The organism is Paenibacillus agilis (assembly GCF_007786455.1).
Classification (GTDB): Bacteria; Bacillota; Bacilli; order Paenibacillales; family Paenibacillaceae; genus Paenibacillus_B; species Paenibacillus_B agilis.
Genome location: NZ_VNJK01000001.1, coordinates 3,509,069 through 3,532,461 on the forward strand (window position 1 = coordinate 3,509,069; position 23,393 = coordinate 3,532,461).

Sequence of the window (23,393 nt, forward strand, 5' to 3'; positions counted from 1 at the left end):
TTTTTACTATACATCATGATAGAATACTTTAAGTTGTGAATCATTTCATTCAGACTTGGTTCTGTGAAATTGATTCTATTGTCGCACTACGATGCAACGGAGGTGAAAGCAATGCCAAACATTAAATCCGCTGTTAAACGCGTAAAAACAAACGACAAACGTCGTATGTTGAACGCTTCCCAAAAATCGGCACTTCGTACAGCAGTTAAAGCTGCTGATGTCGCTTTGACAACTACTGAAGTGGAAACAGCTAAAGCAGCTGTAGCTTTGGCTTCCAAGAAATTGGACAAAGCTGTGACTAAAGGTTTGATCCACAAAAATGCGGCTGCCCGCAAAAAATCTCGCTTAGCACAAAAATTGAACGCTTTGACTGCACAAGCATAATCAAAGCCTTTCATACTTAGCTTAAAGCGCAAAAAAAGGCTGTCCAGCAGGACAGCTTTTTTTATTTGCATGCTTACTATTTATTTTCTTAATACTGCGAATATATTGGAGAAATCTTGTCTAGTCTTGTCTAATCTTCTCTAGTAAACTCAACTCAATCCAACTTCTCCGTATTCTCCACGTTTTGCTCCTCATCACTTTGCATTTAACATAAGGATCTAGCGAATCTTATGACGAGGCACACCGCTGCTAAGTCTCATAATGAACAGCTCTAGCCCCAATGTCTTCTCTACTCGCCCGCTCTTCATTTCATAATCCAACTCAGCCGCCTCTGTGAGCCACGCTGCCAGCGCACTGGCAGGATGTGAGCGTGCCTGCTCTGCTGCCATCTTAACGGCATAAGGATGCAATCCCAGCTGCGATGCTGCCTGCTGCTGACTAAAGCTCTGGCCTGTCAGTTCCTTCACTTGCAGCATAATACGCAGCTGACGAACGATAAGCGCTACGATCTTAATTGGTTCTTCCTTCTGCTTTAACAATTCATGCAGCGTTGATAATGCTCGATCCGTGCGTTTCCCTATTATATCTTCAACAAGTTGAAACACATTTTGTTCTGTATTTTTAGGAACAAGACTTTCAACTGCGTTAGCATCAATACGCTGACTCTGGCCTACAAATAGACACAGCTTTTCGATTTCACTCGATAGGGCTTGCAGCTTCGTTCCTGCACTTTTAATGAGCACATCTACCGCTTGCTCTTCTATGGTGCACTGGCGCTGTTCAACTTGCTTTATTACCCATTGCACCAGCTCTTCCGCACTGAATGGATTAAACGCTAATACAGCATCAGCTGATTTGGCAGCCTTCGTCGTCTTCTTACGCTCGTCAAGCTTGTCAGCCTGTACCATGAAAATAATGATGGTGGTGTCCATCGGTTCCGCCATATATTGCAGCAAACGATCGGTGCGATGCTCAATCTTACCATCCTTGCCAGTCCCAAAAATCGACTGGTCCTTCACAAGAATCACTTTGCGCTCAACAAGAAACGGTGGTGTTTCTGCTTCTTCTACTACTAGCTCAACCGGCATTTCCGATGTATCCATCTTCATAATCGCCAATTCGCGATTATCTTCCGGTACGAGCTGCTCCAACATAAGCTGAACAAACTCATCCATTCGATATTTTTCTGAACCATATAACACATAGAACGGTTGTGCTTGACCCTTCTTAATTTGCTTCACAGCCGTCTTCAAATCCACGTACCATTCCTCCTTAACATCTGTACCGATCATAGCAGACTTAAGAAGAAAAACAAAGGGATTGAACGGCAACCCGATCAATCCCTTTGTCCCCAACATCTATGATAAACGCCTGTTTGGAGAAGGCCTAGGTCCTTCTCGCAGACGGTTACACGACGACGGGTCCGTTACTAGTTATGTGTTGTTTCTTTCTGCTAATACTATACGCAAGTCATGCTTCAAGTGTGCAGCATCCTGTGCAATTTTATTTTGAACTTTCCGTATGAACTCATTCGGCTTTATAAAACCGCTCGCCTGTACGTGAATTGTAATACACTCTTATCTTTTGCCCTGTTCGCGGATCAATACTGACTTCAGATGTACGTTCATAGCCATCAGGTACATCCGTATCTGATTCCTTTCGATATCTGCGATCTTTGAATCGTGCAACAACAAGCAAAACAAGGAGCAGCAGCGCCTGAACACCAAAATAAATCCACAGAAATTTGTCCATTACGCTCTTTCTTTCTCAATTATAACGGCAGTGCCATAAGCTACGATTTCCGTCATATTATTACCCGCTTCGCCAGAATCAAAACGAACCATAACAATCGCATTTGCACCCATCGCTTGAGCATTTTGCACCATACGATCCATAGCTTGCTTACGAGCATCTTCCAGCATTTCTGTGTATTGCGTAATCTCACCGCCAACAAGACCCTTGAACGCTGCCATGATATCTTTGCCGAGCCCTCTTGCGCGTACAGTTAAACCAAATACAGGACCAATTACTTCTTTCACCTCATAATTTGGAACACGCTCAGTTGTAACAATTAACACACTATCGCCCCCTAATCCGTTGATTTATCATTTCATACGGCAAAGCGATATGTTCGTTTCAATTTCTACTTCTAATAATTCAATTGCCTAACCTAATGTAAATGGGAAATGGCTTATATATAAAGAAACAGCCTACTGTGATAAGGTAGACTGCTTCTTAATAGAGCATAACTAATGAAGTTATTTATGGGTTGGACTCTGTACCTGTATCAGGAGCAGGACTTATTGTTGGATCTTCCCCTGGTTCGTTCACTGGATTGTCTCCATTCACGGGCGAGGGAGTATCATGAGTTGGAGCTTCTGGCTCTGGCTCCGCTGGAGGCAAAGCTGGAGATTTGGCATTCTCCTCACTTGGCTTAGCTGGAGCAGTAACTTTGTGAAGACCTTTGTTATCTACCTGATACACAACATCTTTTGTCTTCCCATCTGACGCGCCAACCGTAACAGTGATCTGCTTGTTATCTTCACTCCAATTTATTTGCTCTGGAGTATCAGTGAAATCCAAAATCTGAACGATTATCGGACTGTTGTTCTCATACCGGTACAACATAAGCTGTCCGTTGATCCAACGTACCGTGTAACTTTTATCTGGCGAATGAGAATCAATAGATGCAGTAAACAGAGATGCTTCTTTACCATCAGGGACAATGCCTTTCTTATCCCTTCCTGTGGATTCACCAGCACCATCTGTAACTCCTTGCCCTCCTACTGGAGGCTGCTGCTCTTTATCACCTTTAGGTTTAGTGTCCGGCGTCTGATGACCTGCAGGTTTTACCGTTTCAGGGTTTGGCTTTGGCTTATCCCCTTTATTTCCACCGCCCTTACTAGAAGGTTGTTCACTTCCGCTGTCTTTGGGCTTAACAGGAGCTATCCTGCTCGTAGTTAGCGGCTTAGATGCACCTTCTTCTGCTGTTGGCTGCTCTGGCTGCTCACGATTAGATTCACGGCTCACCTGTTCTGGATCAGTGTTATCTTGTGCATAGCCTTGGCCTGGACTATCCCCATTCCCATTATGGTCTGGATCCGTTTGTGTGGATTCATTAGCAACAGCTTTACCACCAACCTCTGTCGATCCTTGCTCCGTAGATGGATCGGTAGACTTCGCAACCTTTTCTTCACTCTTGTTGACAGAAAGTTCACTAAAGTCTGCGCTCTCTTGCGAAACCGGTTGATAATTAATAACAAACAACCCTACTACTAACCCTGCTGCGATAACGCCGCTGACTGCTTTCCATTTGAACCACTTGTTCATACGTACTGCTGGACTTGTGCTTCCATGTACGTTCTTAGGCCTGCTTAATGTTTCCTCTTGCGATTTCGAATTCGATTGCATCAAAGGCACAGGTGCTGATATTATCGTATTTTCTTCCGCTTGAGGTGCTTTTACTCGATCAAGTTCATCTAGTTGAGGCAATATGGCATCAACCAAGCTATAAGCTGGTTGCACTTTAGGAAGCTCTACTAATTGTTGATGTAGACGTGACAAGCGTTCAAACATCTCGGCACAGGCGGGACAACGGCGCATATGTTCTGTCAGCAGGTTATGGTCATATTCCATATCATCCAGCTTTAGTTGTATCAATTCCATCACCTCTGTACAGTTCACCCTCGCACACCACCTTTCTCATAATCTTGTAGCATCGTTTGCAATTGTTGACGCGCACGGAATAGATAAGACTTCACTGTGTTCAATGGAATGTCTAAGCTATCCGCAATCTCGTTGTAAGAAAAATCTTGTAAGTACCGCAAAACGACGACTGTTCTATGGTGCTCAGGCAGGCGGTCGATGGCCTCACGTATATCTTGAGCCGCATAGGCGGATAACACTTCTTTTTCCACACTTTGATCCCCGAGAAACACCAAATTATGCTCATCAATGGAGACGGTGGGACGGGCACGTCGGAATTTATCAATACAAATATTCGTTACAATTCGTTGTACCCATGTCTTAAACTGAGCTTTCTCTTCATAAGAGTTAATCTTCGAGTATATACGAATCAATGCCTCTTGGGACGCGTCCATGGCATCTTGCTCGTTGTGATTCAGCACGTAATAAGCCGTTCGATACACATACGGTTCTATTTCTCGCAAAAGGGTGATTAGAGCCTCGCGATCACCGGATTGAGCGGCTCGTATGAGACCTTGCTCTATCACTTTGCCCCCCCTCTCTTGCATATCCATTGACGCAGCGTAAGCGAAAATGGTTGCAGTCAGATTTTATTTTTTTGCCACCCAATAAATGGGGTTGAATAGAAGCAGCACTAAATATAAAGCAAATCTAAGTTAAAATATGTATGAGTCCGCTAAGCTTCTATTGTAAATGAATGTCTCTATTGTGCAATCCTATCACGTTTCATTCTCATCTTCAAACCTACCTTCGTAGACTTATATTGAACCTCACCATGAAGGTCAGTACGAAATATAGCACTGCTCACACGCTCTAATTCTCGTAACACCTGCGGGTGAGGATGACCGTATAGATTGTTCTTCCCTGCAGAAATGACAGATGTTTTGGGCTTCCATCGATCTACCCATTCTGGTATTGTAGAAGACCGACTGCCATGATGCGCGACTTTCAACACATCGATCCGCTCAGGATATGGAATCCCCCTCTGTTCCTTCTCCTTTTCACTCATTAATAACATCATCTCTTCATCAGCACCAATATCACCGGTCAGCAAAAAGGTGCTCTTACTCGTCCCTTCCTCTAACGTTAGCAGCAGCACTAGCGAGAATTCATTTTGCTCATCTTCAGCCATAAGCTGCAGATTGGATACCGTAGCTGAGTTCGATGGATGCCATACATCAATACGTGTATCCTGATCCACTTGCCAGCTTGTTCCCGTTTTCCATCCAATTATAGATATATGACGGTCAAGAGCAATACTATACAATTCACGCACGACAGAAGAAGATTTCCACGTTCCATTCATGACAAGCCGATCTGTCGGTATATGCTTGAGAACCGCTCGCAGGCCACCTGCATGGTCGGCATCGCCATGTGTAACCACAACCGCGTCCAAGTGCCGAACTCCCCGCTGCTTCAACAAAGGGACAATCCGCTTCTCACCTACCTCATAAGGATCACGCCGTTGCTTCCAAGCTTCCTTTGCCTTGCCGAACTTCACTTCTCCGCCTCCATCAATGAGGATATTGCGACCAGAAGCTGTGCGTACCAAGATACTGTCCCCTTGTCCCACATTCAGAAAAGATACTACTGTCTCATCGGGCCTACCTGCATGGTAGCCAGCATATAGCAAATAAGAAAGCAAACTTACACTGCACACAAGCCCAACATAAATGGGACGACGAGAAATGGGCTGCAGTACAACAAATTCCGCCAACGGCATCGTATCAGGTATAAAGTCTTCATTTTCCACTGTCCCAATTTGAACAGGATAATTGCTTCGCACTAGGCTCACACCTAATTTTAGCATCACAAATAATAATATATAATATCCGAGTATCCAAGCTGCTGATAGCTTCGGCCAAATGACACTTGTCCCCTCCCACTGTGCCAGAGCATGCACAAGCGCAAATGTCCATTCATTTCCGATTCGCACCAATACCGACAGCCCTTCAGCTAACGGCATATACAAATAACTCGACAATAAAACAATTGTGCCAAGCGGAAGAATTACTAAGCTTATAAAAGGAACTAACAGCAAATTCACGCCTAGCGACAGAAGTGACACTTGATTGAAATAGTAAATAGTTAAAGGGAAAGACACGGCTTGAGCTACAATGGATACAGCCAAAGAAGAGGTCAGCCATAATGGCCAACTAGTTGGAAGGAGCTTCGTAAATAAAGGTACACCAATGATAAGGCCGCATGTTACAGCAAAGGATAGCTGAAAACTAACATCTACTGCATAATACGGGTTCCACAGCAACATCAACAGCAATACCGCAGACAAAATATGAAGGCCATCACGCAGCCAGCCTTGTCGAAGTCCAATAAGCACAAGGATCGACATAAATCCTGCTCGAAGAATAGATGGAGAAGCTCCTGTAAATAAAACATAAAGAGGAACGAGACAAATAACCGCCGTTAATGCCGATTCCTTAGGAAGTCTAAACAAACGAAGTACATACAAGCAGCCCCCAACGAATACAGCAACATGCAGCCCTGAAATTGCCAGTACGTGAGTCAAGCCTAGTTGGGAAAAGGAACGCTCCAACTCTAGGTCAAGATCACTGCGTAGTCCTAATATTAATCCTTGCAAATAACTGCTCTGTTCCACAGGAAACAATGCATCAAACTGAGAAGCACTGTGTAGTCGAAGTTGTTCGACTACTCCCATCCACCGCTGCCAATCCAGCCTTCCTGCTAACTCATTCATTTGTACAGACTGCGCTCCTTTGACATGAAAAACGCCGTACATATGCTGGTGCTTCAAATAGCTCCGATAGTCAAACACTCCAAAATTGTCTGCATCTGAAGGAAGCTTGAGCTCTCCGTCCAAGCTTATATTTACGCCCCGCTTCCATTTGGCAGCGCTTTGCAATTCTACCTCTTCTAAGAGCTTTACTTGCACGAATACAAACTCTGAAGCAGGCTCTATCCGATTGTGATTATGAACAAAGGAGCTTACTCTAAGTCGAAATTGCACACGATCTCCGTCTCTCTCAACCCCTGAAGCGATCGTACCCTCCATTGTCCCGCTCCATGCTTCTTCTTCCTTCTGCCTTTCACCATGCAGACCACCTACACCATCAACTAACATCGGAAGGTCTGAGTGCTGCCTGTTGTCGTACCAACAATAATAACTAGTGGATACTAACACTACCAAGAGACATAAGCAGCCAATTCTCCAGTTTAGCCACCGTAAACGGTCCAGCAGCGGCAGCAGCAGACTTAATCCAACTAAACTCCACACGATATCCTCAAAAGCCATCGTAATCGCAAAGTATATGCCAAATACCCAACAGCAAGCTGCTGTAACGATAGGTCGCCGTTCGATAGCCATCTCTCCCATCCCTTCATAACAACTTCATAAACTTCATCACAATTGCGAAAAAACAAAAAAACCTTGCGGCCAACCTCGTAAATGCAATGATTTACGAGTGGCATCAAGGTTCTTCCTCATCATATAACCTACATATGTTCTTTTTGTATTTCCTCAACAGCTTGCTGCGGAGGTTCATACTGCAGCAGCTGACGGAATACAATTCCTCTTTGCTCCATCATCCGTGTTACTTTCTCCGTATCTTTTAAATAGGGACGATGGAACACAATCTCCGTCACACCGCTGTTGGTTAGCATATTCGCACATGTCCAGCACGGTTGATCTGTTACATAGACAGTAGAGCCTTCACGATCAATTCGGTCAGTAAACAATAGCAAATTTTGCTCAGCGTGGATCGTACGAATACAGCGCTGCTTCTTCACCATTTCCTCACTGCCATCCGCTTGATGTACAACCTCATACTGCTCTACAATCATGCACCCTTCTTCACTACAATCCGGCACGCCCATAGGCGCCCCATTGTATGCCGTCCCAAGCAACTTCTTGCCTTGTACGAGCACAGCCCCAACATGCCTGCGCGGGCAGCGAGATCTTGTAGAAACCATGTATGCGATATCCATAAAATACGTGTCCCAATCTTTACGTATCGTTGCCGTCATGATGTATACCCCTTCTCTACCCACTCTATCTTCCACATCACAGCGTCGAATATAACCGTATGACAATCATACAGCCATATAAGCTGTCTGTTGAAAAGTTCATTTTGAATTACATACTATTTTAAAATGGCAGATTAAGAGATGCAACCTCTTCCGTCATATACGAGAAATCGGCTTGCAACGTTTACAGTCAGACCCACCTTGCACTTTAGTCTACGGTAAGCTTGTCTTTCATTTTCTTAAACATTTTAGGACCGATTCCTTTTACCTTCATTACCTCATCAATTGTACTAAACTTTCCATGCTTCTCGCGATAAGCGACAATTGCCTTAGCTCTTGATGGGCCAACACCTGGCAGCTCATCAAGCTGCTGCTCATCTGCACGATTTAACGAAATAAGCTGGCTCTGTTGTCCTGTAGCTATCTCAGCCGCATTAGAAGAAGCGTTGTTGGCATTCTCGGCCGCTGCAGCTGTTTGTTTATTTTCATTGATATGTCTTTCACTTGTTCCATGCTGATTGTGCTGTTGCTTCGTTGTTAACGTGTCGGTTACTTGAGCTTGATTATTCGAGTCTGTTTGTTCATTGAGTTTATCGCCTTGCTGCTGTTCCCCTCCCAGCCCCTTCGAGATGTTTCTGTTCTCATCTACTTGCTCAGCTTTAGTCGGATCGCTAGTAGGAAGATCAACGTCTCTTTTGTTAGGCTCACTGTTAGATGAAGTGCTACTCTCTGTCCCCAGCAGCTGAGACACCTGATCATTCAGTGGCTTCCATCCCTCTGTCGTATCTCCCAGCCGAGGACGAAGCCACATGAGGGCAAATAAAATGATACCAATAACAGCAACCATTACGACAACAATCCAAGATAAAAGTGAAGCCTGCTTGCGATTAGCAGACATAAACATTCCCCCAATATTATTGATGCGGTATAGTGGTCAACTAGTCGTTCATATAGTGATTTAAAGCGTTGCATAACGGCCCGTGTACGGTCGAAAGAAAGGAGGACGTCCACGTGAAGGTCGGATTCATAGGAACGGGCAGCATGGGATCAATATTGATCGAAGCCTTTATACAATCGGGCGTATTAGAGTCGAAGCAAATCGTCGTAACGAATCGCACAATCGCGAAGGCTCAGCGATTAGCCGAACAACATCCTGGACTGCATGTCGCCGCTTCCGTAGCAGAAACGACGCGACTTAGTCATATCGTATTTATATGTGTGAAGCCGCATGAGTTCAAGCGCGTGGTAAACGAGATTGCCACTGTCGTAACACCAGATCAACTGGTTGTTTCCATCACTAGCCCGATACTTATCGAACAGCTAGAGAACAGCCTTCCTTGCAAAGTAGCAAAAATTATTCCGAGTATTGCAAATTATGTACAGAGTGGTGCTTCCATATGTATGTACGGTTCCCGTATCGGAACCGAAGATCGGTTGCTGCTGGAGCAATTAATGATATCGATTAGCCAACCGATTGTCATATCGGAGCAGCATACCCGAATTACAAGTGATATTTGTAGTTGTGGGCCCGCATTTTTAGCGTTATTTGTACAGAAATGGATTGATGCAGCGGTAGAACGTACAGGAATTGATTATTCTGAGGCTACGAGGTTGGCTTGCGAAATGGTACTTGGTACCGGCAAGCTTTTAACCGAAGGGAAATTGACGCCTGAACAGCTGCAGCAGCGAGTTGCAGTACCCGGCGGGATCACCGCCGAAGCACTGCACTTGCTACAGCATAAGTTAGATGGTGTATTCCATCAACTTATTGATGTTACGCATGGCAAATTCCAAGAGGACTTGGAGAAAGTAAAGAAGTTATGGTCAGAGACCTAGACCTAACACTAGCCAACTACGATATTAACTAGGCGACCTTTAACAGCGATCACTTTGCGCACCGTCTTGCCCGCAATTGCGGCTTGGACATTCGCAGACTGCATCGCTGTTTCTTGTGTAACAGCTTCATCCGCGTCTGCAGCTACTTTTAGACGCTCAACGATCTTGCCGTTCACTTGTACAACGATCTCTACTTCTGCATCAACCGTTAGACGCTCATCATACGTTGGCCATGCCACGTACGAGATCGTACCAGTGAAGCCCATACGCTCCCATAGCTCTTCCGCGATATGCGGAGCCAATGGAGACAACAATTGAACAAAGTTCTCCATTGCTTTGCGTGGCAATGTTTCTTGCTTATATGCATCATTGATGAAGATCATTAATTGGCTAATGGCTGTATTGAAACGCAAAGCATCTGTATCTTCCGTTACTTTTTTAACCGTTTTGTGCCATATGCGAACGAACGCATCGTCACCTTGCTCATCTACAATTTTCGGATTCAATTGATTATCATCTGTAATGAACAAACGCCAAATGCGGCTCAAGAAGCGGTACATACCTTCAACACCGTTTGTATTCCAAGGCTTCGTCGCTTCCAAAGGACCCATGAACATTTCATACATGCGAAGTGTATCCGCGCCATACTCGTTCACAATTTCATCAGGATTGATGACATTGCCGCGAGACTTGGACATCTTCTCACCGTTCGTACCAAGAATCATACCTTGGTTAACAAGCTTGTAGAATGGCTCTTTCGTATCAACTACACCGATATCGTACAATACTTTGTGCCAGAAGCGAGCATAGAGCAAGTGAAGTACCGCGTGCTCAGCTCCACCAATGTACAAGTCTACAGGCAACCATTTGCTTTGTTTTTCTTTGGAACAAATCTCATCATTGTTCTTCGGATCGATGAAGCGCAAGTAGTACCAGCAGCTGCCTGCCCATTGCGGCATCGTATTTGTCTCACGACGTGCTTTCATGCCTGTCTCAGGATCGATCGTCTCTACCCAATCCGTTACATTTGCAAGCGGAGACTCACCTGTTCCAGAAGGACGAATTTGGTCTACATCAGGCAGCATAAGCGGAAGCTCAGATTCAGGAACTGTCTTCATTGTGCCATCTTCCAAGTGGATGATCGGAATCGGCTCTCCCCAATAGCGCTGACGACTGAACAACCAGTCGCGTAAACGGTATGTTACTTTACCTTGACCTACACCTTTTTCTTGCAGCCATTCGATCATGCGTGCGATTGCCGCTTCATTCTCAAGACCGTTCAAGAAGTCAGAGTTCACATGAGCGCCATCACCTGAGTATGCTTCTTTCGTTACATCGCCGCCGGATACAACTTCGATGATCGGCAAGTCGAATTGCTTCGCGAATTCCCAGTCACGCTCATCATGACCTGGAACAGCCATAATCGCACCCGTACCATAACCAGCCAATACATAGTCAGCAATCCAAATAGGTGCTTGAGCTCCGTTCACAGGGTTAATCGCATATGCACCTGTAAATACGCCGGACTTTTCCTTCGCCAAATCTGTACGCTCAAGATCGCTCTTACGAGCAGCTTGCTCTTGATAAGCTTTCACTGCTTCACGCTGTGCGTCTGTTGTAATCTTCTCCACCAATGCATGTTCAGGAGCCAATACGCAGTATGTCGCACCGAACAGTGTATCTGGACGAGTTGTAAACACAACAAGCGCTTCATCCTGGTGTCCGTCAATTGCGAAGCGAACTTCCGCTCCTGTTGACTTACCTACCCAGTGACGCTGCATATCTTTGATGCTTTCTGGCCAATCCAACTCTTCCAAATCTTCAAGCAAACGCTCTGCGTATTCGGTAATTTTCAATACCCATTGACGCATCGGTTTACGAACAACCGGGTGATTGCCGCGCTCGGACAAGCCATCGATAACTTCCTCGTTCGCAAGTACCGTACCCAATGCAGGACACCAGTTAACTGCTACTTCGTCTACATAAGCAAGACCTTTTTTGTACAATTGGATGAAAATCCATTGCGTCCACTTGTAGTATTCCGGATCTGTCGTGCTAATCTCACGGTCCCAATCGTAAGAGAAACCAAGGGACTTGATCTGACGGCGGAAGTTGTTAATGTTCTTTACCGTAATATCACGTGGATGCTCACCTGTGTCCAAAGCATGCTGCTCAGCTGGAAGACCAAATGCATCCCATCCCATTGGGTGAAGGACATTGTATCCACGCATACGTTTGAAGCGAGAAATGATATCTGTAGCTGTGTAGCCTTCTGGGTGACCTACATGGAGGCCTGAGCCAGAAGGGTAAGGGAACATGTCTAGTGCATAAAACTTCGGCAAATCATCGTTATCCAATGTAGCGAAAGTCTTGTTCTCGTCCCAATATTTCTGCCACTTCGGCTCAAGTTGCTGCGGTTGATAGCCAACCTTCTGTTGTTCTGTACTCATTGATACTTTGCCTCCTCCAACGGTCTTGTAAGGTTTCACATGAATGAATCGGCTGGATTATAGTTCAGACCAGCAAAAAAACCTCCCATCCCTAGCGTCAATCGCTAGGGACGAGAGGTTATATATTCCCGCGGTACCACCCTAGTTAGCGTCAGACATGCTTTGTCTTCTGCTCACTTGTATGCTCTTAACGCGAGCATCACGTTGCAACCTAGCTGCCAGCTCTGCGTACGCAAAATACTGTCAATCTGTCAGTCGCATGACTCCGAGGTGAGTTCCCTACTGTGCACACCGGCTCGCACCTTCCGCCGGCTCTCTGAAGTACTCTCAGCTAGCTACTATTCCTCTTCACCGTCATCCATGTATTCCATTGTTCAGCCGTTGTTCGATAATTAAATTTATCATATGAAAAAAAGCGAACATTGTCAATGTATGACATGGTTAGGCTTTTCTCTATTACTTGCTAGAGGCATATAAGCCATCCAACATTATAGACCACATTACTGACGTACAGCTGTAAAGAACAACCTCATACTCTCTTCATTAGCCGATTGCCATGCAAAGTCTGCAAACACTTCAATTTGCTCGAAGCCAGCTTCCTTTAGCATTTCGATAATCGTTTCTGTTTCATAAGCACGCTGAACGTGAACCTCATCAATCCGATGATAACGGTCACTTTTCGCATCCTGAACAAAAATCGCTAGGTCATGCTCGATCTGCTGCTGTTCTCGGTCATAATCACAGTGCCACATATAAGCAATATCCTGCTCATCGAGTGTAAACGGCTGTTCCTGCTCATATTGTTCAAATTGACGTGCATGATGCATATCAAACATAAACAATCCACCAGAACGAAGATTCCTTGCAGTGTGCTCAAACACCGCTCTCACATCGTCAAGCTCTGTAATATAGTTGATGCAGTCGCAAAATGAGAAAACAGCATCAGCAGGCTCAGGAATAGACCATGAACGCATATCTTGGCATACCCATTGAATCTTATCCCCTGCACGTCCGTACCCATCCGACTTTTCACGGGCCATCGTTAGCATCGTCTCCGAAAGATCGATCCCGATAACTTCCGCCGCTTCCTTAGCAAGCGGTAGAGTAAGCGAGCCTGTCCCGCAGCCTAGATCCACGATTCTCGTTGGATTGATTCGATAGCGCTCAAGCGCTTCCTTCGCCATTCGCTCCCACTCATCATACGGCATATCGGCCATCAGCCGATCGTAGACGAGTGCAAATGATTCGTAAGCGTTCATGCCGCTTCCCCCTCCAATCGTTAGCGGTTAGCTCTAGCCTCGTCCTTAACGATCCGACTTAGGCTTATTTTGATCCGCCCATGCCGGACGATTGGTAGACGGAGCAGGTCTAGAAGCAGAGCGCTGTTCACCGAACGAAGATTTCGCTCTCGTTCCAGTACCAGTTCCCGCTCCTGTACGATGCTGCTTGTCGCCTGGCTTCGCACTACGCTGACCACGCTCACCATGCTGTGTACGTTCTGAACCAAACGGCTTACGTGCAGCGCCGCCTTGACCTGCCTTGCCACGAGGGGCTTGCGAAGCAGCTTCAGGACGCTTCGGCTGCGACGGAATCATGCTCAGCATATGCATCGCATCTTCAATGCTTGTAGCTTCTCCGCTCTCTGTCAGCTTCGTCCAGCTGCCTTCTTGTACGATAAGTCCAGCCTTCATCAAACGGCCCATGGCACGTTTAAAAGATGACTTACTCGTATTGAAGCGCTGCTTGACGACATCTGCTGGAGTCTCGTCAGAATAGGGCATTGCCCCATTCGAGCGTTCTTTGATCAGCTTGTACAGCTTCTCCGCATCTTGATCCATACCAACTTCTTTACGCTCTGACAACGTTACGTTTACACGTCCGTCCTCACGTACATGAGAAATACGGACGCGGACACGTTCTCCGATTCGTAGCGGGGTTGGACGCTGTGATTGATGGAGAAGTCCAATAGCACCGAATCCAAGCAAGCCACCTTGAACGACGAAAAATGTTCCCATTTTCAAAGCACGATACACAATCGCATCCTGCCATGTATTCATCCAAGTTGTGGGCGCATGGAACACCAATGGAGCTAAATCTTCCTCAGTAGCAAGCTTTGCCATTAAGCGGCCATATTTATCGTGAATCATCTTCACATAAACCGAATCGCCCACTTCAGGATAAAGTGGCTCAAAATCAGGAAGCTCAAACTTAGGCAGCAACAATTGTCTACCGATGCCGATCTCTAGGAAATACCCATAACGAGTATGATCAGCGACTTTCACCAAGCCAACTTCGTTCAAAGTCAACGCAGGGCGCTTCATCGTTGATGCAAGACGATCTTCAGTATCAAAGAAAAGGAACACATCTAGCTCTTCATCAATATGAATCTCGCGCGTTAATTCGGTATAGTGCAAAATAACGTCATGCTCTTCATCCGTTAGAAAATAACCGAACGGCGACACTTCACGTGCCACTCGCAAGCGTTGAATCGTACCAGCTGTTAATGTCATGCTAGATCCACAACTTTCGCATCAGACCACAACTTCTCCAAGTTGTAGAATTCGCGTTCCTCACGGTGGAATACGTGTACAACGATATCCCCAAGATCAACAAGCACCCAACGAGCAGAATTAAGTCCTTCTGTACCACGTACTGCTACGCCTGCTTCATGTGCCGTTTTACGAATTTCGTTCGTAATCGCTTGTACTTGCGTATCGGAGTTACCATGACAAATCACGAAATAATCCGCGATCAAAGAAATACCTTTCAAATCAAGCGCAACGATATCCATCGCTTTCTTATCTTCTGCAGCATGTACTGTTTTTTCAAGCAATTGTTCAATTGTCAAATTCATTAGTTAGCCTCCTGGTAATCACTATCATTCTATATTTTCCGTACAAACACTTTTACGCCTGCCCTCTGTGTCTAAACACCTTGAGCATTATTCATTCCCGGCAGCGCCTGCTTGTATCTCTTCTATTAAGGCATTACGTGCATCTATAGTTAACGGATAAATGCGTGCACCTTTCTCGATTAGGAACGAAATCGTGCTGTCCAATCCAGCAAGCAGCGCCTTCTCCAAGCTTTGGTTTGATAGCTCACGAATCCGATTCACACCTGGGAAATCACGTCCTGGCTCCATGTAGTCAGCTAGGCAAATTACTTTGTCCAGCATCGTCATCTGCATACGCCCTGAAGTATGGTATCGGATCGCATCCAATATTTCCACATCGGTCACACCGTAATCACGCTCTGCAACAACCGCTCCAACTGGAGCATGCCATAGCACTTTATCGTGTTGCAGGAGATCGCCCGACAACTGCTGCTCACGAATGATCTCTTCCATTTTGGACGTAGGCCAGTATTTAGCTACATCATGCAGAAGCGCTGCCAAATCCGCCTTAGCCGGATCTACTCCGTATTGTTCAGCAAGCTGAACAGCAGTCGTCATAACACCAGCTGTATGATTCCATCTGGAAGCTGGCATCTGGGAACGTACCGCTTCCATAAGCTCATCGCGAGTCAGTTTCATACAATTCCCACCTCTTCACGTATTGCTCCACCGTATCCGGTACGAGGAAGCGAATAGATCTTCCATCTTTACGACGTTTACGAATATTCGTTGAGGAAATATCAAGCTGGGGCATAGCTACTTCAATAATTCGCTGCTGCCATGCTGGCGGCAGCGCTTCAACTGTCCACGACGATCCTGGCCTTTGCAAGCCAATGAAGTGAATCGCACTCATCAATTCCTCAATGGCATGCCATTGAGGCAAATACGCTACCATGTCGCCGCCAATGATCCAGTACCAGTTTACATTTGGATATTGGGCCTGCAGCCCTTGCACCGTATCCCATGTATACGAAATGCCACCTTGTTCTAATTCCCATTTACTAGCATGAAAATAATCTACAGGGGCAACGGCGAGCTCTACCATCTGCCAGCGATACTCTTGGCCCGCCTCAGGCTGCTTCGTCTTGTGAGGCGGAACATGCGTTGGCATGAACCATACTTCATCCAGCTCCGCTGCTTCGTAGGCCGCCTCCGCCGCCAGCAAATGACCGAGATGAATCGGGTCAAATGTTCCTCCCATGATTCCAATACGCTTTGCGGCAACCTGCATCACCGAGCCCCCTAGCCATTCTCATTCTATTTCACACGATTAGCGTGTTTCGTCTATTTATTTGGACTTAGGCAAAACAATCTGCTTCTTGTCCTTAGATTCCTTGTACAGCACAATCGTCTTGCCGATAACTTGTACAAGCTCTGCACCAGATTGTTGAGACAACTCGTCACCGATCTCAAAGCGGTCTTCCAAACAGTTGTTCAAGATCGAAATTTTAATAAGTTCACGTGTTTCAATCGCTTCTTCAATGTGGCGAATAAGCTGATCGTTTACGCCGCCTTTACCTACTTGGAAAATAGGTTGTAGATTATGAGCTAGAGAACGCAAATAGCGTTTTTGTTTACCTGTTAACATGAATGTTATTCATCCTTCCTGTTGTCACTGCCTAATATACTTGTCCTGCAAACTTGGATAAGCTATACCTTCATTAGGTAAGAAATTTATCCATGGAATGAAGACGTTGAACAGTATGCTATATTGAGTATACTCACTGTAAGAAGGCTGTCCTGAATGGGACAACCTTCTTCTTTATACCCTATTTAGAATTGAGTCAAATCATTTGCCCAGCGTATCATAGACGGTCTGTCTCATCAATACCGTCGGAGCTGGTTGCTGAGTCCACAGCTCAAATGCAATGGCTCCCTGATACACAAACATGCCTAGACCTTCATGAACCGTCGCTCCTAGCTGCTCAGCTGATTGAAGCAGCTTTGTACGAAGTGGATTATAGATAATATCACTCACAACCATAGGCTGTCTCAGCCATGAGGACGCAACGGGGGAATCATCCACATTGGGATGCATCCCAACAGAAGTTGTCTGAATGACCACGTTTACTTCGTCTGGATTCAAATCCGGAATCCCTTCATCGATGCCAATTGGGATTACTGCCCCAAACTCCGCTAAGTCCTCAGCAAGTTGAAACGCTCGCTCCTTCGTACGGTTAGCAACATACAACTTGCGACAGCCTTCCCTCAACAGCGCGTAGGCGATTCCGCGCGCCGCTCCCCCTGCACCGATTATGAGGATCGAGGCAGAAGATACATCGACACCAGACTCTTCCTTTAAGGAACGTACATATCCAAGTCCGTCCGTATTGTAACCGATTAATGTCCCGTTGTCATTCACAATCGTATTAACCGCGCCGCTTGCGCTTGCACTCTCATCCAGTTGGTCCAAATAGTGTATCACTTGCTCTTTGTGAGGAATCGTAACGTTCATTCCCCTAAATCCCAAAGCACGCATGCCTTCAATGGCCTGCTCCAATTGCTCCGAAGACACTTGAAAAGCAGTATAAACACCATCCCAATGGCAAGCCTGCAAAGCAGCATTGTGCATAAGCGGTGATTTGGACTGTCTTATTGGATCTCCTATAACGGCAAGCAGCTGCGTGCTGCTGGATATAAGGGATTTGCTAGCAGCGTTCACCACTGTCGGCGTTACCATCTTTATCTCCAACTCCTTCACCCGAATTGAATCGTGTGTCTGGTTGCGATATCGGGAGTATTATTTTTAGATTAATGCAGGTCGTGTAATGACCTTAACTCCTTTAGGTACGTGGATGTTAATAATCGCACCTTCTTTGCCGTTGCAGCGGATCCAGCCTAAGCCAGATACAAATACGTCTGTCGCACTGCCACGATTAATACGAAGCTGATGCTTAGTCCATGCCGGAATATCAGCAAGACGTTCCTTCGTTGGCGGAGCAAGCATGTCACCAGCGTGCTGCTCGTACAATTCATCTGCACGATCCAGCTTTGTACGATGGATTGGCATTGCATTGGATACGTAGCACGTGAAGGATTGACGTTCCCCTTCCACAAAGTCCATACGAGCAAAAGCACCGAAGAATAAGGTTTGGCCATCATTCAATTGATACACTTTCGGCTTAAGCTCCTTGTCCGGCAGCAACGTTCCAAGGTCTTCTCTAGCCACTAGCTCTGTCAAACGGTGCGTATAAACGATACCTGGTGTATCCACGATATGCTTGCCATCATCCAATGGGATGTTCACCATATCCAACGTCGTTCCTGGATAACGGGAAGTGGTCAATTCTCGTTCCATATCGCTGTAATCGTTAATAAGGCGGTTAATTAGTGTAGACTTACCTACATTCGTTGCACCAACCACATAAACGTCACGATTACCACGGTAGTTACCTACCTGATCCAACAGGCGTTCAAAACCTAGATTGCGCTTCGCACTTACTAAAAGGACATCCACAATACGAATGCCATGCTCTTTCGCCTGACGCTGTACCCAGTTCGTCAAACGGTTCCAGTTCGTTGACTTAGGCAGCAAATCAATCTTGTTAACAACGAGCAAAACAGGATTGTTCCCTACGAATCGCTGCAAACCCGAAATTAAGCTTCCGTCGAAATCGAATAGATCGACGATATGGATGACAACTGCATCCTCTTGCCCAATTCGGCCCAGCATACGAAGGAAATCATCATTATTCATCGTTACGCTCATTGCTTCATTATAGTTTTTGATACGGAAACAGCGCTGGCAAATAACTGGCGTCCGCTCCAATGCTTGCTGTGGCAAATAGCCTAGCTCCGCTGGCTTGTCCGTTTGCAGCTTAACCCCGCAGCCGCTACACTGCTGTATAGTTTCGTTACCCATTGATGTTAGTCCTCCTCATGCCACTTGCCTGTTCTCCGTAAGCGAGCAGTGACAATCCGTTCTATTCTTCGATTAATTCGTGTTGTCCAGCCTTCATCCTGAATCGCAATCGGCTGTACGAGAATCGTAAACATTCCCATTCGATTTCCGCCTAATACGTCAGTTAGCATCTGGTCACCGACAACAATCGTTTCCTCTGGCTTCAATTCCATAAGTCGGAGTGCCTTATGAAAAGCCTTTAGCGCTGGTTTACGTGCCGCATGCACGTATTGAATATCCAATGGAGTCGCAAAATGCGCCACGCGATGCTCGTTATTGTTCGATACGATGACCAACTTAAAGCCCCTGCGTTTCACTTCTTCCAACCAAGCTTCCAGCTTCGGGTTCGCGAGAGGGTCTTTGGCCCCAACTAGCGTATTGTCCAAATCTGTAATAATGCCTTTATATCCTTTATCTTGAAGCAAGTCCAAGTCGATATCATAAACCGTACCTACACGCAAACGTGGAATAAGCCCCTCTAACAACGCTGTCACCTCTTTTTCATACGAAAAACTATACCATATTGTTCGTTTTTCATGCAAAAAAATGCCGTATTCGTCGCTTAGCTCACGTACCGAATACGGCTATCTTTGTTCATCTTATCATAAAACCGTCGAGCGAGGGTGTTTAAATCGGCGAACCGCATTTTTCAATTGTTGCCAGTCCTCTTCGTTCAGTTCACGTCCACTGTATTTTGCCTCTTCAAAGGCAGCAACTATCTGCTCCGCAGCATGTCTGCGATTATCATCTTGCGTAAATGAACGCGCAACCATTTCACGAACAGTCTCGCCTTTCGCACGCCGCCACCCCTTCATACGGCAATAACTAAGCCACATTTCGGTTTCAAGTATAATGCGCTCGCGCATGGAAAGTTTCTTACTGAGAAGGCGGAACCAACGCAGGGAGAACCCAACTTGAGACCAACGGAACAGCATATAGGCAAGTGCTGCTGCGGCACTCAACATAATAATAATTTGTGCTGCTTTCTCTACCCATGCTGGCAATGAAGCCTCAGACTCTTCTTTTTTCTGTTCATCTGGCTTGCTCTCTTCCTGCTTCAATTCAGGCTCTTGAGCTTGTTCTTTCTCCGAGTCTGTATCTTCGGAAATAATCGGCAAATTGAACCCTGGTGTCGGCTCGAATGCAACCCATCCATACTCATCCAACCACACTTCCACCCAAGAATGAGCGTCAGCATTTGTCACACGATACGTTGCACTGCCAAGATCATCCGCAGGACTGTTCATCTGATCAGGACGGCCCCCATCCATCATATACGTGTTCGTACCAGGAGCATATCCTTTTACCCAACGTGTGGGTACACCCAATGAACGAAGCATTACCGCCATCGAGGAAGAGTAGTAGTCACAATATCCTTCACGCATTTCAAATAGGAAGGAATCGACGAAATCCTCACTCTTCTTCTTACTTAAATCCGGCTTCGTCGTATAGAAAAATTCCTCTCGCAAATACTTCTCAATAAGAACAGCACGCTCATAATCATTTTCTACATCACGAGTAAGATCATAGGCTAAATTTTTCACCCTTGCAGAAACAGTATCAGGCAACTGCAAATAAGGGTCCCAATTTTGATCTAGACCATACTCTGGAGTGCTGCCATCCTTAGTAGCTTGTATAGCCAAATCCGGCTCTAGTATGACGGACTCGGAGACAATATTATAAGCTTTTGGATACGATTCCGGCTTGGAATAATACCATAGCTCCGCATCCCTAGCTCCCCATCGTACTGTGCCCTGCTGTTCAGATGAAATGATTTCGTAAGAAGTTATCGTACCCATACCGAACAATACTTGATACGTCTCTTCATTCAGCATTTCAATTTTTTGCTCTATTCTACGTTTCGGTAACAATTCATCGGGACGCATATCTAGAGAAAGCTGTTCATTCGGCAATGGCTCATCTAGTTGAGAGACCGAATCTTCCCAACCATCACCATTGTAAGTAAACTTAGTCTCACCGCGCCAATAACCACGTACATCCGAAGTTACATTCATTACAGGCGTAAAATCAAGGGTGAATCCCCCACCCAATTCTTGATCCGTGCGGCTGTATCCGGAAGTAGCATTCGCTTGTGAAGTCCCCCCTCCTATGCCATCACCATACCCACCGTTTACCCATGTGGTATAGGGATCCTGCAATATAGGCTGTACTCTCGGCATACTGACGCCGGAAGTAACAATCAAGGAGATTAATACAACAGCACTGATTAGCATCTGAATCGGGTATCGAACAGAACCTCGCCACATATGAGGGAACCGACGACTGATCGATCTAAAATGAACGGCAATCAACCATACTAGCGATGCTCCTGTCAGCCACGCAACCTGATCCCACAGCTCATCTGCTGTAAAGGAATCAAGCGCACCAAACACAATAAACTGAATAACGAGCAATATCATGACATGCCATGTCCAGCGTACCGTTTGATTAAATATTTCATACGTGCACCAGATAAGGCCAACTAGCCAAACATACGGATGATAGTCAGAAAAAGAATTTCTGACTCCTTCGTAACTTGCTACAGAATCCCATAATTCATAAGCGTGTCCACCTGCTCTTACGGACCATATGACAACAAATATTCCTGCTAACAATCGTACCCAGGCAACAGCTGGGAACAACAGGGTCAGTACGAGAACCCCGTCCAGCATCTTTCTGGTCATCTCAATCGTCTCTTCATACCAATAAGGAATAAGTGCCGTCGTCCATTGAGACATGATCAGGTATATACATACGGCAATAAGACGCTTCTCCCAATGAAGAGCAAAAAACGCATGTTTCCAACTCTTTTTACGTTCAGCGCTATACTCGTTCGCCTGCTTGTTATACCGGGCCTCCTCAGAATTCACTTGGTGCTTCACCTTATGCATTTCCTGCTGCGCCTGGTGTTGCGAACGATCGAAGCTCTCACGACTTTCCTTTGAACGAACAAGCCCCATTACTTCTGTCCCCCCAATCGAACCGGGAGCTGATTCAGCTCTGGAACAAAAATATAATCGAAGCCTAGATGTGCCAATTGGGCCTGGTTATTTGTTTTTTGATCATCAGATGTGTGACGACCTATTCCAAAGCAGTTACCGAACAAACTATACTGACTAAGCAGCGTTGCAGCCGATAGCTGGCGAGAATTCTCCTCCCCGCCTACCCAGGCTACAATACCGCCTCTCCGAAGTTCAGAATGGCTCATCCAACTACTCATCCAAGCAGACTCATCCGACTTATTTCTCTTGGTAGAATGAAGATGTACCGAAGCCAGCCACTGACGGTAGGAGCGAGTCTCCGTACGTACGTCATCCGATGACCATATTGTCAATCCGGAATGAATACCCACAACATTCACTTGTCGTTTATTTCTCCGTCCATACTCTGCGAGGGAGGCAGCAACTGAAACAGCTAATTCGAATTGCTCTTCAGATGCATAAGCCTCAGCAGTACAATCCAATGCAATGATAAGACGTGGAATGCCTTCAAACTCATATTGTTTTGATTTTAATTCCCCTGTTCTAGCGGTAGCATTCCAATGAATTCTCGATAAGCGATCTCCAGGCACATATTCTCGTATACCACTCATCTGAATGGATTCTCTGCGATGAATGGATTTGACTTGATCATGGTGATGCATATTGCGCCAGTAAGGAGAAGTTGGCCAAGATGCTATCGTTATCGTTTGCGGAAGAACATGAATCTCTTGTTTCTCTAAAAAACGCGCTTCCTGCATAAATAGGCCAAATAGATCCCTAGTCTGGCAGCTAGTTTCTATAAATTGATAACTGCCCCGCTGGTGTAAAGCAATCCGATATTCAACGGTAGCACGTCGTTTCGCATCTAGGGAAACGACTGACTCGTGAATCCGTATCGGTTTGCCAAAACGACTGACTCCATCTCTTACCACGATATATGGAATTGGGAACCAACCAGGAACACGGATTTCTAAGTGTACAGGGATAGATGAGCCTACAGAAAAAGATTGGCCAACCCCACTGCCAAAAGTACGGGTACCTATCACTTTTCTAATACCATTTCTAGAGCCAAGTATCCAGTAGCAGCCAAGGATCGTTGCCATCACGAGCAGCATAAATGAAGTTTTGCCACCTTGAAATAAAAAGTATAAGATCAATGAGGCATATATGAGACAGGCAGCGTAAACAGGCACATAACGATTTCGACGACGAAAAAATAACGGCTGGTGCTCTGTCATAGT

The 23,393-nt window shown here is 45.7% G+C and carries 21 protein-coding genes, 1 pseudogene and 1 other annotated feature; of the genes and pseudogenes, 2 read left to right on the forward strand and 20 right to left on the reverse strand.

Translation table 11 applies throughout. The features are described from left to right. Positions 1-111: 111 nt before the first annotated feature. Positions 112-384, forward strand: coding sequence for a 30S ribosomal protein S20 (gene rpsT / locus FPZ44_RS15520; protein ID WP_028595904.1), 273 nt, complete (start codon positions 112-114; stop codon positions 382-384). Between the two features lie 218 nt (positions 385-602). On the opposite strand, the gene holA is transcribed toward rpsT, so the two are convergent. The 8 genes from holA to FPZ44_RS15560 form a co-directional block, all read right to left on the reverse strand. Beyond that, positions 603-1,643 carry a DNA polymerase III subunit delta gene (gene holA / locus FPZ44_RS15525; RefSeq protein WP_144991875.1) on the reverse strand — a complete coding sequence of 347 codons (1,041 nt, stop codon included), beginning with the start codon at positions 1,641-1,643 and terminating at the stop codon, positions 603-605. Positions 1,644-1,911: 268 nt separating this feature from the next. Continuing rightward, positions 1,912-2,136 carry a hypothetical protein gene (locus tag FPZ44_RS15530; RefSeq protein ID WP_144991443.1) on the reverse strand — a complete coding sequence of 75 codons (225 nt, stop codon included), beginning with the start codon at positions 2,134-2,136 and terminating at the stop codon, positions 1,912-1,914. Then, positions 2,136-2,462, reverse strand: a complete 327-nt coding sequence (locus FPZ44_RS15535; RefSeq protein ID WP_144991444.1) for a YbjQ family protein — start codon at positions 2,460-2,462, stop codon at positions 2,136-2,138. Before FPZ44_RS15535 ends, FPZ44_RS15530 begins: the two co-directional genes overlap by 1 nt. Before the next feature lie 184 nt (positions 2,463-2,646). Further along, positions 2,647-4,068: a hypothetical protein gene (locus tag FPZ44_RS15540; protein WP_144991445.1), complete on the reverse strand. Its 1,422-nt coding sequence runs from the start codon at positions 4,066-4,068 to the stop codon at positions 2,647-2,649. After that, the gene (locus tag FPZ44_RS15545; RefSeq protein WP_028595909.1) at positions 4,065-4,616 is read right to left on the reverse strand and encodes an RNA polymerase sigma factor; all 552 of its coding nucleotides are present in this window, start codon (positions 4,614-4,616) and stop codon (positions 4,065-4,067) included. Before FPZ44_RS15545 ends, FPZ44_RS15540 begins: the two co-directional genes overlap by 4 nt. Before the next feature lie 176 nt (positions 4,617-4,792). Further along, positions 4,793-7,432, reverse strand: a complete 2,640-nt coding sequence (locus tag FPZ44_RS15550) for a DNA internalization-related competence protein ComEC/Rec2 (protein ID WP_144991446.1) — start codon at positions 7,430-7,432, stop codon at positions 4,793-4,795. Between the two features lie 128 nt (positions 7,433-7,560). Beyond that, a complete protein-coding gene (locus tag FPZ44_RS15555) occupies positions 7,561-8,091 on the reverse strand; it encodes a deoxycytidylate deaminase (protein ID WP_144991447.1) in 531 nt (176 codons plus the stop codon). A 208-nt stretch (positions 8,092-8,299) separates the two neighbouring features. Next, the gene (locus tag FPZ44_RS15560) at positions 8,300-8,989 is read right to left on the reverse strand and encodes a ComEA family DNA-binding protein (RefSeq protein WP_186786066.1); all 690 of its coding nucleotides are present in this window, start codon (positions 8,987-8,989) and stop codon (positions 8,300-8,302) included. 113 nt (positions 8,990-9,102) lie between these two features. Between FPZ44_RS15560 and comER the strand changes: the two genes are divergently transcribed. Then, a complete protein-coding gene (comER, locus tag FPZ44_RS15565) occupies positions 9,103-9,927 on the forward strand; it encodes a late competence protein ComER (RefSeq protein WP_144991449.1) in 825 nt (274 codons plus the stop codon). Positions 9,928-9,935: 8 nt separating this feature from the next. On the opposite strand, the gene leuS is transcribed toward comER, so the two are convergent. The 12 genes and pseudogenes from leuS to FPZ44_RS15625 form a co-directional block, all read right to left on the reverse strand. After that, complete coding sequence (gene leuS, locus FPZ44_RS15570; RefSeq protein ID WP_144991450.1) at positions 9,936-12,377, reverse strand: leucine--tRNA ligase; 2,442 nt, start codon at positions 12,375-12,377, stop codon at positions 9,936-9,938. Positions 12,378-12,480: 103 nt separating this feature from the next. Then, positions 12,481-12,738 (reverse strand) — a binding site (T-box leader). A 139-nt stretch (positions 12,739-12,877) separates the two neighbouring features. Next, positions 12,878-13,636 (reverse strand): class I SAM-dependent DNA methyltransferase, encoded by a 759-nt coding sequence (locus FPZ44_RS15575; protein WP_144991451.1) that lies wholly within the window; start codon positions 13,634-13,636, stop codon positions 12,878-12,880. Between the two features lie 381 nt (positions 13,637-14,017). Beyond that, positions 14,018-14,887: pseudogene (locus FPZ44_RS15580) on the reverse strand (CvfB family protein); the annotation flags it as partial. Next, a complete protein-coding gene (rsfS, locus tag FPZ44_RS15585; RefSeq protein ID WP_144991453.1) occupies positions 14,884-15,231 on the reverse strand; it encodes a ribosome silencing factor in 348 nt (115 codons plus the stop codon). The gene rsfS and the pseudogene FPZ44_RS15580, both read right to left, overlap by 4 nt. Positions 15,232-15,318: 87 nt before the next feature. After that, complete coding sequence (yqeK, locus tag FPZ44_RS15590; protein WP_144991454.1) at positions 15,319-15,909, reverse strand: bis(5'-nucleosyl)-tetraphosphatase (symmetrical) YqeK; 591 nt, start codon at positions 15,907-15,909, stop codon at positions 15,319-15,321. Further along, a complete protein-coding gene (locus FPZ44_RS15595; protein ID WP_144991455.1) occupies positions 15,890-16,501 on the reverse strand; it encodes a nicotinate-nucleotide adenylyltransferase in 612 nt (203 codons plus the stop codon). The genes yqeK and FPZ44_RS15595 overlap by 20 nt, the downstream gene beginning before the upstream one ends. A 57-nt stretch (positions 16,502-16,558) precedes the next feature. After that, on the reverse strand, positions 16,559-16,858 hold the full coding sequence (yhbY, locus tag FPZ44_RS15600; RefSeq protein ID WP_144991456.1) for a ribosome assembly RNA-binding protein YhbY: 300 nt from the start codon (positions 16,856-16,858) through the stop codon (positions 16,559-16,561). 201 nt (positions 16,859-17,059) lie between these two features. Next, positions 17,060-17,950 (reverse strand): shikimate dehydrogenase, encoded by an 891-nt coding sequence (gene aroE, locus FPZ44_RS15605; protein WP_144991457.1) that lies wholly within the window; start codon positions 17,948-17,950, stop codon positions 17,060-17,062. Between the two features lie 66 nt (positions 17,951-18,016). Then, the gene (gene yqeH / locus FPZ44_RS15610; RefSeq protein WP_144991458.1) at positions 18,017-19,132 is read right to left on the reverse strand and encodes a ribosome biogenesis GTPase YqeH; all 1,116 of its coding nucleotides are present in this window, start codon (positions 19,130-19,132) and stop codon (positions 18,017-18,019) included. A 5-nt stretch (positions 19,133-19,137) separates the two neighbouring features. Further along, on the reverse strand, positions 19,138-19,656 hold the full coding sequence (locus FPZ44_RS15615; protein ID WP_144991459.1) for a YqeG family HAD IIIA-type phosphatase: 519 nt from the start codon (positions 19,654-19,656) through the stop codon (positions 19,138-19,140). A gap of 117 nt (positions 19,657-19,773) precedes the next feature. Next, positions 19,774-22,131 carry a transglutaminase TgpA family protein gene (locus FPZ44_RS15620; protein ID WP_144991460.1) on the reverse strand — a complete coding sequence of 786 codons (2,358 nt, stop codon included), beginning with the start codon at positions 22,129-22,131 and terminating at the stop codon, positions 19,774-19,776. Then, a complete protein-coding gene (locus FPZ44_RS15625; RefSeq protein WP_186786067.1) occupies positions 22,131-23,390 on the reverse strand; it encodes a DUF58 domain-containing protein in 1,260 nt (419 codons plus the stop codon). Before FPZ44_RS15625 ends, FPZ44_RS15620 begins: the two co-directional genes overlap by 1 nt. Positions 23,391-23,393: the final 3 nt, after the last annotated feature.

What these genes read in the sequence shown, in the direction of transcription:
- rpsT (WP_028595904.1), top strand. Translation starts at nt 112, where the DNA reads ATGCCAAACATTAAATCCGCTGTTAAACGCGTAAAAACAAACGACAAA.
- FPZ44_RS15530 (WP_144991443.1), bottom strand. Translation starts at nt 2,136, where the DNA reads ATGGACAAATTTCTGTGGATTTATTTTGGTGTTCAGGCGCTGCTGCTC.
- FPZ44_RS15550 (WP_144991446.1), bottom strand. Translation starts at nt 7,432, where the DNA reads ATGGCTATCGAACGGCGACCTATCGTTACAGCAGCTTGCTGTTGGGTA.
- FPZ44_RS15555 (WP_144991447.1), bottom strand. Translation starts at nt 8,091, where the DNA reads ATGACGGCAACGATACGTAAAGATTGGGACACGTATTTTATGGATATC.
- FPZ44_RS15560 (WP_186786066.1), bottom strand. Translation starts at nt 8,989, where the DNA reads ATGTCTGCTAATCGCAAGCAGGCTTCACTTTTATCTTGGATTGTTGTC.
- leuS (WP_144991450.1), bottom strand. Translation starts at nt 12,377, where the DNA reads ATGAGTACAGAACAACAGAAGGTTGGCTATCAACCGCAGCAACTTGAG.
- FPZ44_RS15575 (WP_144991451.1), bottom strand. Translation starts at nt 13,636, where the DNA reads ATGAACGCTTACGAATCATTTGCACTCGTCTACGATCGGCTGATGGCC.
- rsfS (WP_144991453.1), bottom strand. Translation starts at nt 15,231, where the DNA reads ATGAATTTGACAATTGAACAATTGCTTGAAAAAACAGTACATGCTGCA.
- yqeK (WP_144991454.1), bottom strand. Translation starts at nt 15,909, where the DNA reads ATGAAACTGACTCGCGATGAGCTTATGGAAGCGGTACGTTCCCAGATG.
- FPZ44_RS15595 (WP_144991455.1), bottom strand. Translation starts at nt 16,501, where the DNA reads ATGCAGGTTGCCGCAAAGCGTATTGGAATCATGGGAGGAACATTTGAC.
- yhbY (WP_144991456.1), bottom strand. Translation starts at nt 16,858, where the DNA reads ATGTTAACAGGTAAACAAAAACGCTATTTGCGTTCTCTAGCTCATAAT.
- aroE (WP_144991457.1), bottom strand. Translation starts at nt 17,950, where the DNA reads ATGGTAACGCCGACAGTGGTGAACGCTGCTAGCAAATCCCTTATATCC.
- yqeH (WP_144991458.1), bottom strand. Translation starts at nt 19,132, where the DNA reads ATGGGTAACGAAACTATACAGCAGTGTAGCGGCTGCGGGGTTAAGCTG.
- FPZ44_RS15620 (WP_144991460.1), bottom strand. Translation starts at nt 22,131, where the DNA reads ATGGGGCTTGTTCGTTCAAAGGAAAGTCGTGAGAGCTTCGATCGTTCG.
- FPZ44_RS15625 (WP_186786067.1), bottom strand. Translation starts at nt 23,390, where the DNA reads ATGACAGAGCACCAGCCGTTATTTTTTCGTCGTCGAAATCGTTATGTG.